This window comes from bacterium (genome assembly GCA_040756715.1).
GTDB lineage: Bacteria > UBA9089 > UBA9088 > UBA9088 > UBA9088 > JBFLYE01.
Genome location: JBFLYE010000050.1, coordinates 1 through 11,066, shown reverse-complemented (window position 1 = coordinate 11,066; position 11,066 = coordinate 1). Strand labels below are relative to the sequence as shown.

6 protein-coding genes are annotated in these 11,066 nt (G+C 39.5%); all 6 read left to right on the top strand.

Annotated elements, in window-relative coordinates; all coding sequences use genetic code 11:
* Positions 1-141: 141 nt before the first annotated feature.
* The 6 genes from AB1397_02105 (at position 142) to AB1397_02080 (ending at position 10,916) form a co-directional block, all read left to right on the top strand.
* Positions 142-6,003 carry a hypothetical protein gene (locus tag AB1397_02105; GenBank protein MEW6481785.1) on the top strand — a complete coding sequence of 1,954 codons (5,862 nt, stop codon included), beginning with the start codon at positions 142-144 and terminating at the stop codon, positions 6,001-6,003.
* A gap of 365 nt (positions 6,004-6,368) precedes the next feature.
* Positions 6,369-7,412 (top strand): hypothetical protein, encoded by a 1,044-nt coding sequence (locus AB1397_02100; protein ID MEW6481784.1) that lies wholly within the window; start codon positions 6,369-6,371, stop codon positions 7,410-7,412.
* Positions 7,370-8,200, top strand: a complete 831-nt coding sequence (locus tag AB1397_02095) for a histidine kinase dimerization/phospho-acceptor domain-containing protein (GenBank protein ID MEW6481783.1) — start codon at positions 7,370-7,372, stop codon at positions 8,198-8,200. Before AB1397_02100 ends, AB1397_02095 begins: the two co-directional genes overlap by 43 nt.
* Positions 8,201-8,251: 51 nt before the next feature.
* The gene (locus AB1397_02090; GenBank protein ID MEW6481782.1) at positions 8,252-8,671 is read left to right on the top strand and encodes an ATP-binding protein; all 420 of its coding nucleotides are present in this window, start codon (positions 8,252-8,254) and stop codon (positions 8,669-8,671) included.
* The gene (locus tag AB1397_02085; protein MEW6481781.1) at positions 8,664-9,989 is read left to right on the top strand and encodes a sigma-54 dependent transcriptional regulator; all 1,326 of its coding nucleotides are present in this window, start codon (positions 8,664-8,666) and stop codon (positions 9,987-9,989) included. The genes AB1397_02090 and AB1397_02085 overlap by 8 nt, the downstream gene beginning before the upstream one ends.
* A gap of 138 nt (positions 9,990-10,127) precedes the next feature.
* Positions 10,128-10,916: a HEPN domain-containing protein gene (locus tag AB1397_02080; protein MEW6481780.1), complete on the top strand. Its 789-nt coding sequence runs from the start codon at positions 10,128-10,130 to the stop codon at positions 10,914-10,916.
* Positions 10,917-11,066 lie beyond the last annotated feature (150 nt).

The window sequence follows — 11,066 nt, the reverse complement described above, 5'->3', positions numbered from 1 at the left end:
CAAAATTCAAAATTTAGAATTCAAAATTTCTTAAAAGGTGGATGAATTTTTAACAGATAAACACAACCCTATCTATTTTTGCACTAAGTAATGGAAGATACTATAAAAAGATTCTGTATGTGTTTTAGATAGTAAAAGTAAATGCAAAATTCAAAATTCCTTTCTTACCTACTTCTTCTCTCTTCTCTCTTCTCTCTTCTCTCTTCTCCTGCTTATTGCCGAATCAACCCATTCTCATTAACAAACGAAAAAGAGATTACTTACGAAGAAGAAACATATTTTCCTGAAACCAAAACAACAGAGGAAAAAATTGAGTATCTTGAGGAGCCTGAATTTAAAGAGGAAGAAATAGAAAAGGAAGACCTTACTCCTTATGTAGAAAGGCTAGAGAAAGAGAGGGAAGCCCTCCTTTCAAAAGAAAAGATAAAAGAAGAACCCACTATAGAATTTAAAGAGGAAATTCAAGGAGAAGAACCAAAGAGGGAGGTGGAGGAAAAGGAGGATCTTACATTATTGGCAGACTTAGCATCCAATAGGCTAAAGGAGGCAGAGGATAGAAGAAAGAGGCTTATCTTGCCAAAAGAGGAATATGAAAGGCTTAAGACACAACCAGGCGAGGCTTTAAAATGGAACCTTCCGGAGGAATCTTCTTTAAATGTTTTGGGAAGAAAATTTATAAAAATGGGATATTCTGGAAGAAGCCTTCTTAATACAACAGAAAAACAGAAGACTTCTAATCAAATAAACATCGACCAGGAGCTTGAGGTAAAGATTAAGGGGATAGTAAAGAAAAAGGTCTCTGTAAATGTTGACTATTCTGATAAATCTACAGATGTTCTTCCTGCCAAAAAGACATTTGAGGTAAAATACACAGGCGACAAGGAAGAGGTAGTCCAGGAGGCAGTATTTGGAGATGTGGCATTAGAGCTTCCTGCAACCAGATTTGTAAGCTACAAAAAATCTGGGTTTGGAATATCTGCAAAGGCAACTGGATTAAAAAAGAAGCTTAATCTTTCTGTAATTGCAAGCAGGGAAAAGGGAGAATCAAGGAGCAAATCATTTAAAGGGACAACAACATTATGTTTCTCAGATATCCAGGATACCTCGTTTATAAAGAGGAGATTTTATCAGGTTCTTGGCTCAATTGATATGGAAGGCGATAAGGTAGATAAAGGAAGGATAGAATGGCTAAAAAACAAGGGTTATCTTCCCATAAAACCCGGCTCTTTTAAGCTCTACATTGATGACAAAGACCCGAACAATAATACATCTGCAATCCCTCTTACAGGTTTCACTTATGAGAAATCTGGCTCATATACCGGCTATTTTGACCAAAAATTCCCAGGCGAGGATTATTCCTTTGATTATTGGACAGGCATTCTTTCATTTAAATATCCTATCGCAGAAAACAATGTTGTCTTTGTCTCGTTTATAGATGGAAAAGGATCTGAGACAACAAACCTTATCATAAAAAATGAAAGGGCAGAGGAGATAAAAAAACCAGAGGTTTATGAATTATTTGAGCTAAAAGGATATTATAGCCTTTTTTATAGAAAAATCAATCCAGAAGCAGCTGACTTTTCTTTTGAAATAAGGGATACAGGAGGGAAATATTGGTATGATGTAAATAACAATGGCCTCTTTGATACAGGAGAGCTAACCTATGTTAGAATCTTTGGTTTAGATAGGGATAAAAGGTATGATCAGGAGGGAAATGAAAGATTAGAATACAACAAGATTGATAAGGATGTTTTTGACCTGGACCTAGGGCTTCTTATATTTCCCGATAGGATTCCATTTGATTTTACAACATCTACCACAAAGAAGGATAATAGGTTTTACTATGAAGACACATGGTATCCAGAAAATATCTTTTCTTTGCTACAGCCAGCAACCCTTAGCCTTCTCTCTAACCAAAATTGCTACAAATTAGAAAGCCCACAATCAAAATATACCATAAGAATAAGCTATTTTGCAGAAAAATTTGGATTCTCCCTTGATGAGCTCAATATTGTTCCAGAGAGTGAGGCTATTTACATAAATGGCAATAGGCTTTCAAAAGGGGAATATTCCATTGACTATGAGGTAGGTTATCTAACAATTTATAGAAAGATAAAGCCAGAGGACGAGATAAAGGTAGACTATGAATATGCGCCATTCATTGGCGTATATCAAAAGAGCCTTTTGGGAACAAGGTTTGAGTATAAGCCAGGAGCAAATTTTTCCCTTGGTGGAACATATATCGGTGAATCTGGTGCAGGGCTTAAGGGTGCTCCCTCAGTTACCCATCCATCAACATCACTTTCTGTATTTGATATTAACTCAAGCCTCTCCCTTACAGAGCTTTTAAAGGAAAAGATGGATTATAATGGAGCACTTTCGGCTAAATTTGAAGGAGAGTTTGCCCATTCTATCCAGAATCCAAATACATATGGCTATGGGATGATTGATTCTATGGACAATACAGAGAATGAAGTATCGGGAGGGATTACAGAAACCAGCTGGCAAATTTCAAGCCTTCTCTCAGGAGAGGTTTACACACCAAGGGGAAAGATATTTTATTATGAAGATGGAAAGCAAATTCCTTATACAGAAAGGTGTGGCCCTTATGTAGAAGATGGAGGACATAGGTTAGATGAGGAGCAAAATAAGCAGAAGATGCTTACATTTAATCTCTCCCTGGGAACAAGTTCATCTGAGTGCTTTGTAGGTCTTGCTACCTCCCTTTCAAAGGAAGGTATAGACCTTTCTGACTATTCATTCATTGAGGTATGGAGCGATATCCCCTCATCCTCTACAATAAAATTCTATCTTGATATTGGCAATGTATCAGAGGATAGTGATGGAGATGGTATTTTGGATACAGAGGATATTATTTATAAAGATGGCATCCTTAACCCCGGCGAGGATATAGGTTTTCCATTTTCAACAGAAACAAGGTGTGGTGCAAAAAATGGCAAATTAGATAGTGAAGACCTTGATTCTGATGGCTCTCTTGAAACAGGAGAATCTATTTTTACCGTCCTTGTAAATGACGAAAGGTATATTCAGGATACAAAAAATACAGTATCGGGATGGAAGTTATATAAGATTCCAATAAAAGACCCTGGTGTAGACTTTAGGGTTGTCAAGCATATGAGGATAAGGTTTAAAAATGCGGGAACAGCATCAATTTTAAATACAGCATTTCATATAGATAGGATAGCCATTATAGGCTCTAATTGGGAAAAGCCTGTCCTAACAAAGGGAACAGGAACAATTTCCCTATTGGGAAGGAATTCAAAGGATGATGCTGATTATATAAGCTTAATTAATGACCCTGAATATAAAAAGCTCCATGAGAAGGAGGATATTAAGGAGGAGGGAGCACTTTCTATATCCTATAATTTTGCAACATTCTCATCTGCCTATATAAGAAAGCCACTTGGAAGAACACAGAATTATAATTCTTATAAATCCTTGAGGTTCTGGGTTTATGGATATTCTGGAACACAATCCCTTTCATTAAGGTTTGGTCAGGATGCTAGCAATTGCTTTGAGTATAATGTGGGAACAATCTCTAAAGGATTAAGCCTTATAAGCATAAACCTTTCCATTTTCAATGAGCTACTTACCAAAAAGGGAACGCAAAGTGGGAATTTTGTTATAATTGGCTCTCCAAACATGGGGAGAATCAATGAAATAAGGTTTATTTTGAATGCTTCTTCACAGGGAGAGATATGGCTCAATGAACTTCACCTTTCTGATGTTATAAAGAGGGAGGCTGATTCATATTTTGTATCTTTATCTGGAGGATGGACTAATTGGGGAAATTTTAATTTTAATAGGACAAAACAGGATGGAGAATTTAGGACAATAGGTCCTGTAGCTTCAGGACAAGAGGCAGATAGTATCCATTTTGATACAAGCATTACAAGGTTTTCTGTTTTCCCTCTTTTAAAATTTGTTTATGATAAAAAGAAAAATGACCTTTCCTATAAGAATGTTGATGAGGTATCAATACAGAAATTTGGGATTGATGAGACATCTGATAAAAAATTTGATATCTCATTTGACCTTAACAAGAAGAAAAACAAGGGGTTTCCTGTTTTGTCAAGTTATTACAAAAAAAATGAATTTTTGTATAGCTATTCTGACAATAATAATGAAGGGATGAATTCAGAAATTGGAGGAGCCCTTTCCCATTCATATACATTTCCCCAAAGGCTTCTTAAAATACCTATTTCAAGCCCATCATTAAGCACAACATATAGCTTTACAAAGCAAAAAGGAAGCCTAACAGACTATCTTAACAAAACAAATACCAATGAGAAAGAGAAGAGATCACATTCTGGGAAAACATCCCTTTCCTTTTCACCCCATCCATCCCTCTCTGGCTCAAACATTTCATTAGAAAAGCAAATATCAAATGAGGATATAGAATACCCAGGAAGGCAGGGAACAGGCACATTAGAAAGAAATGATAAAGACCTTTCTCTTGCAAGCCTTGTTTTAAAATTCTATCCAAAAGGGCCTATTCCCATTCCAAAGATTTTACCAAAATCTTCATATTCAACAGAGTATTCAATAAGTAAGAGCATTGAAGATTTAAAAACAAGATATAGCGGAATTCCAGAAAATGAGATAATCCAGAAAACAGAGAAAGATAATGTAAAAGATAGAATTATTGTAAGTATATTTCCCTATAAAACCTTTTCCTTAGAGACAAATTATAGCATAACACAAAATAGGGAAAAGCAGGATTCAAACCTTTCTCAATATATATATGAAACAAAAAACAGAAATCAATCAACCTATATCCTCCATAGGGACAATAAAGGCTCTCTAACCATTGAGGGAAATAAATTGTCATTTGGTCAAACAGAAGCAAAGGCAAAAGAGGATAAAGCCCTCCTTTTAACCCATAGGGAGATAAAGTATGACCTGAACAGGGTAGAGATTGGGAAATTAAGGTTTATTCCCTTGATTTCCTCAACTAGGATTGACAAGAAATTCTATTTCCTTGAGGATTATGACATTTCAACCGATAGGAGGATTTATAAAAAAAGGGTATCTACAAGCTCGCATTTAGGGATAAATAATAGCCTCGGTGAGATTAAATGGAAAAAATATAGTGTTGGTCTTTCAACCACCTTTACATTGGATGCAAATGCAGGCTATGATAACCTTGACCAGGATGAGGAGACCCTAAAAACATTACTATCCGTGTATAATGATTTCCATAAGGGGCTTTTGTTTAAGAGAAAAGGTCCAAATGGAGATTTATATTCAAAGGCAAAAAGGACATCTTCCTCTGATACAAGATCCTGGGGGATTACAGGTAATTGGAAGCTTTATGAGCCTTTAACCACAGAGAGCAAGATTACCCTGACATTAGAAGAGAAGGAAAATGGTCTTTTATGGTCTGATACAATATCAAACTCAATAAACAATACATTAGACCTTTTAAAAGCAAAACCAGGGCTTTCAAAGAGGTTTACATCCTCATCTTTAAAGGCAAATTATAAAATAGATTGGAGTCATCAATATACGCCAACCCAAGAAAGATCAACCAGCATTACCCATAACCCATATCTTGAATGGAATGCAGATTGGAAGAATAACCTGAAGACAACGAGTATTCTTAAAACAACATTTTCAAATTCAAAGGAGGCATCGGGTGTGATTACAAAAAACCTTGAGGTTTATCCATCCCTATCTGGCACTTATGATTATACAAAGCCAGGGTTTTTAAATATTCCTTTTATTAAAAGGGCAATCTCATTAGAGAGAAAGCTAAGCCTTACAGGAAAAATTGATACAAGCTTTAAGCGTAAAACAAAGGGGAAAATCCAGGAAATAAACGAAGACGATTACAAATTTGATGTATCTGGAACATACAAGATTCAAGAGAATACATCTGGAACACTAGGTCTTAACCTCTCATACTTTAAAGACAGGGTAAAGGCAGAAAGGGATTATCTCGGCTATGGCTCTTATGTAAGCTTGGAGTTTAAGTTTTAGGAAATTTTTTTGGCTCTTCACAAAATATAATGGGTAAATAATATTGTATGTGTTTAGCTTTAATGGAACAAATGAAATCCGAAATCAAAAAAACAAATTCAAATGACTAAAATTGAAAATTCAAAACAATATATCTGAAAACTCTAATGTTTAGAATTTTGAATTTAGATATTGTTTCGTGCTTTGTGCTTTCGGATTTAGTGCGTTTCTTTCATTTTAACTTCCTTTCTTCTTCTCGTCTACCTAAACACATACAGAAAACTAATATATGGGAACGAAGAATTCTTAAGAAAAGACAAAGGAAAAATATAAAATAAAGGAAGTAATCAAGCCAAAAGAAAGACCCAAGAAGCAAGAAGGAAAGGATGAAAAAAATAGAACCGTCCCCTTTTTCACAGGCTCCGAAGCTTAAAGTTGGGCTTCAGATGAAGGCTAAGTTGGCCGCTGACCTCCTCTCCCTGTCAGAGGCTGAGTTCGCAGACTATGTTAGGAGATTGGAGGATGACCCATTGTTTGGTGAGCTCCTTGAGCTTGGGATCATCAGATATAGAAGATTTCCCAGGACCTTCTCGGTAATGGAACTGCGACCAGAACTCATCTCCGATTCACCAGCCAAAAGCCCAGAGCCACTTCTTTCAGAGAGAGAAGATACCATCAAGCTGATAAGGCAGATAGGGAAGGAGGATTTTTGCCGATTCTTCCTTTATAACGATGGCCAGATAAGTTTGGAGAATATTAAAAAGGAGCTTTCCCTCTCTCTTTCCCAGATCAAGGCAATCAATCAGTTGATCACAGACTTTGAGGTCCAGTATGGGGTATGGTATCAGCCAAAAGATAGGGGAGGCTACATTTCTTACACCAAGATAGCCTCTATTCAGGATGACCTCACCATTGGCTTCTTCTGGCAAAATATGACCAGAGGCAAATACATCATAGAGTATGAAAGGCTAAAAGAAGAAGGGTTTGATAAGGCCAAGATCTCTCAGATCAAAAGGCTGCTAAGAAAGCTTGAATTAGCCAATACGAGAAAGACCCTGATCTTTCAAATATTGGAGAAGATAGTGGAGCAGCAGGCTAAGTATCTTAAGAACGGAAGATTGAGTGATCTCTCTCTTCTTACTGAGACTGAGGTGGCTCAAGATTTAGGGGTGGCCATCTCCTCAGTATCAAGGGCTATTCAAAACCGATGTGTAGAGACCCCTTGGGGAGAGAGGCCATTAAAATTCTTCTTTTTCAGTTCAAAAGATAGACTTAAACTCTTGGTGGAGAAGATTATTGAAGAAGAAAAGACCCCACTCACTGATGGAAAGATTCAACAATCCTTAAAGAAATATGGAATATCTGTGGCTCGAAGAACAGTAGCCCAATGCAGGAAGGAACTGAAGATTCTATCTTTCAGAAGAAGATGATTACTAAAAGAAAGACCCAGATCAAGCTGATCCTTCTCTTTAGCCTCCTCCTCTTTTTAGGAGTAAACTCAGCTACCTTCCTCTTCTACTTAAAGGCAAAGGATTATCTGGATCAGGAGTTGGGAGAGAGACTAAAGGCAATAGCTGCCACCTCTTCTTTGAAGATAGATTCCTCCCTTCTTTCTTCTTCTGAAACTGCAGAAACTCTCTATCCATTGCTGGCTAAGATAAAGGAGGCCAATCAATTGGAGGCTCTCTTCATCTTTGATAGAAACAGAAGGTCTTTGGTAGACACAAGGCCTGAGATCTTCTTTGGTCAGGAGTATCCATATCTGGCTTTACATCCTGAGAGTGTTGATAAGGCTTGGTCAGGGACTGTTTCTTCTTCAGAACTCTACCAGGTTGAGGGGCTATACTTCAAGAGTGGGTATGCTCCGATAGGAGAGGAGGCCATCCTCTGTGTAGAGGCATCAGCTCAGTTCTTGGGGGTTTTGGATAGGCTAAAGAGAAGTCTGATGGCAGGATCTCTCCTTGCTTCTTTAGGAGTGGGTCTTTTGGTCTTACTCTTGATCAAGGCCATCTCTTCTCTGGCCTCCTCTGAGGCTTTTCTTCTTCAGGCAGAGAGGGTGGCGGCTATGGGCCAGATGGCAGGATCAGTAGCCCACCAGATCAGGAATCCCCTCTCTATAATCAGGGGAACAGCCGAGGCCTTGAAGGAGAGGTATGATCCTGAATCACAGGATGAGCTCTTTGACTATATCACAGAAGAGGTGAAGAGAATAGATTAGACTACCAGGCGTTTTCTCAACCTCAGAAAAGAGCCCCTCAATTTAGAGGAAGTGGCTCTTCCTGAGGTTATTGACTCTGTGCTGAAGAGATTCAAGGTAGAGGCTACTACCTGCTATGACCCAGCCATCCATATCTTGGCAGACAGAGAGAGGATAGCGGAGGTATTCTCCAATCTGATCCGAAATTCAATAGAGAGCACTGACGAGGCGGTCAAGATAGAGATTGAGACCAAGAAAGAGAAGGATTTTGTCAAGATAAGGTTTGCCGATAGAGGAAAGGGGATTGCAAAAGAGGATAGAAAGAGGATATTTGAACCATTCTTCACCACCAAGGAGGAGGGAGCAGGCTTGGGATTGGCCATTGTCAAGTCTGTCCTTGAGGCTCATCAGGGCAAGATAGAGGTAAAAAGCAGAAAAGGGAGAGGATGTGAGTTTATTATCAGATTACCCCTCAGGAGGCAAGATGCTTAGGATACTGATTATTGATGATGAATCCAAGATCTGCAAGCTCTTGGAGCTTTCTTTAAGCAAAGAAGGTTATGAGGTGGATACCTCCACGAAGGCAAGGGAAGGTTTGGAGAAAGCCCGAAGATATGGGTATGATGTAATAATATGCGATCTTAAGATGCCTGAAGTTAGCGGAATAACCATCCTATCTGAGGTGAAAAAGCATACCCCTGATACTGAGGTAATCATCATCACAGCCTATGCTACGGTGGAGACAGCAGTCTCTGCCATGAAGGAGGGGGCCTATGATTATCTGATCAAGCCATTCCAACAAGATGAACTGAAACTGCTCATTAAAAGAATTGGTGAAAAGAAGAGGTTGATCAAGGAGAATATAGAGCTTAAGCAAGAGCTGAAGAAAAGGTATAGGTTTGATCAGATTGTTGGCAGATCAGGCAAGATGAGGGATCTCTTGAGATTGGTAGAGAAGGTGGCTCCCACTGATACCATGGTTTTGATCAGGGGGGAGACAGGAACAGGAAAGGAGCTGATTGCCCAGGCAATCCACCATAACAGCAAAAGGAGTGAGAAACCTTTAGTGGTTGTCCATTGTGCCACCCTTCCTTCCACCCTCTTAGAGAGCGAGCTCTTTGGATATGAAAGAGGAGCCTTTACAGGAGCAGAAAAAGAGAAACCAGGCAGGTTTGAGTTGGCAGATAAGGGAACCATCTTTTTGGATGAGATTGGAGAGATGGCCCTTGAGATCCAGGCCAAGCTATTGAGGGTCCTCCAGTATAAAGAGTTTGTCAGATTAGGAGGTGTCAAGACAACCAAGGTGGATGTTAGGATCATTGCTGCCACCAACAAAGACTTAGAGGAGGCCTTAAAGAAAGGTGAGTTTCGGGAGGATCTCTATTACAGGATCTCCACCTTCCCCATCTTCCTTCCTCCTCTTAGAGAGAGAAAGGAGGATATCTCTGATTTAATCTATCATTTTCTGCATCATCAGGAAGATAGGATATCAAAAGAGGCTATCTCTTCTCTGGCAGAGTATGATTGGCCAGGCAATGTGAGGGAGTTAGAGAATGTCATAGAACAAGCGCAAGTGTTAGCCCAGGACTCAATGATCACCCCTGACCACCTTTCCATTTATATCAGAGAAAGAAGGAAAGGACCTCTCTCTTTAGAGATTCCAGACTCTGGCCTCTCTTTAGCCAAGATAGAGGAGGATCTAGTCAAAGAAGCCCTCAAGAAGGCAGGGGGAAATAAGACCAAAGCTGCCAAGCTGTTGGGGATTACCCGGCGCTCCCTCTATTCCAAGCTGAAGAAGATGTGCATTTAGGAACACTTTTGTACCATTATGTGCATTTTTATCTCCTTGCATCTCACAAGACCCTTGAAAAATAGGCAAATCTATTTTGGCATACTTTTTGCTATAAGTAAAGTGGAAGCTTCCAAAACCTACGAGGAGGTGAGTAAGATGAAGAAGGTAATGGCAATGATCTTAGGGATGATGGTCTTGGGGATAGGGACAGCTTTCTCACAGCCTGACCCTAAAGAGGTGGCCAAGAGGGAGTTCGGCCACCTGATGGAGCTGCTTGATAGGGCAGAGGAGATAGTGGAAGAGAGTGGCAATGAGGAGGCGGCTGAGGTCTTAGAGAAAGCCAAGAAGGAGGCTGAGAAGGCAAAAAGGGCTATTGAGGATGGTAAGTACAGAAAGGCCTTAAAACACATTCGCTTTGCCACCAAGTTGGCCCTGCGGGCAATAGAGATCGCAAAGCCTGATAAGTTGGAAGAGAGGGCAAAGAGAGCCTATGAGCGCCTAGAGAGGCTCTTGGAGAGGGCAGAAAAGATAGTGGAAGAGAGTGGCAATGAGGAGGCGGCTGAGGTCTTGGAGAAAGCCAAGAAGGAGGCTGAGAAGGCAGAGAAGGCTATTGAGGATGGTGATTACAGAAAGGCTTTAAGACTGATAGAGAGAGCTACTGAATTTGCCCTTAAGGCGATAGTGATAGCCGAAGGTGGACCAGAAGAGGCAGCCAAAAAGGCCCTTATTCGCCTGGATGAGCTGATCAAGAAGGCCACCAAAATAGTGAACGAAAGCAACAACCTTGAGGCAGGAAAGGTGCTCTTTAAGGCAAAGCAGATGCAAAGAAAAGCTGAGAAGGCCTTTGAGGAAGGAGACTATCGTCTGAGCCTGAGGCGCTCTGGAATAGCTACCAGATTGGCTCATAAGGCTATAAGGATAGCTGAAACTAAAACCTCAGAATGAAACTTTCTGCCAGAGAGAAAAGGCAGGATCAGAAGATGTGTAGATGTTAACTAACGCTACATTATTTGATAAAATATGTAGCGTATGCAGATTAAAATTTATAAGAATGCTCGTACAACTTTAGCCATTAGAATATAAAAAATAACCTCT

Bases quoted from the DNA above. Each gene is read 5' to 3' on its own strand.
- AB1397_02080 (MEW6481780.1), top strand. From the start codon at position 10,128: ATGAAGAAGGTAATGGCAATGATCTTAGGGATGATGGTCTTGGGGATA.
- AB1397_02095 (MEW6481783.1), top strand. From the start codon at position 7,370: ATGCAGGAAGGAACTGAAGATTCTATCTTTCAGAAGAAGATGATTACT.
- AB1397_02100 (MEW6481784.1), top strand. From the start codon at position 6,369: ATGAAAAAAATAGAACCGTCCCCTTTTTCACAGGCTCCGAAGCTTAAA.
- AB1397_02105 (MEW6481785.1), top strand. From the start codon at position 142: ATGCAAAATTCAAAATTCCTTTCTTACCTACTTCTTCTCTCTTCTCTC.
- AB1397_02085 (MEW6481781.1), top strand. From the start codon at position 8,664: ATGCTTAGGATACTGATTATTGATGATGAATCCAAGATCTGCAAGCTC.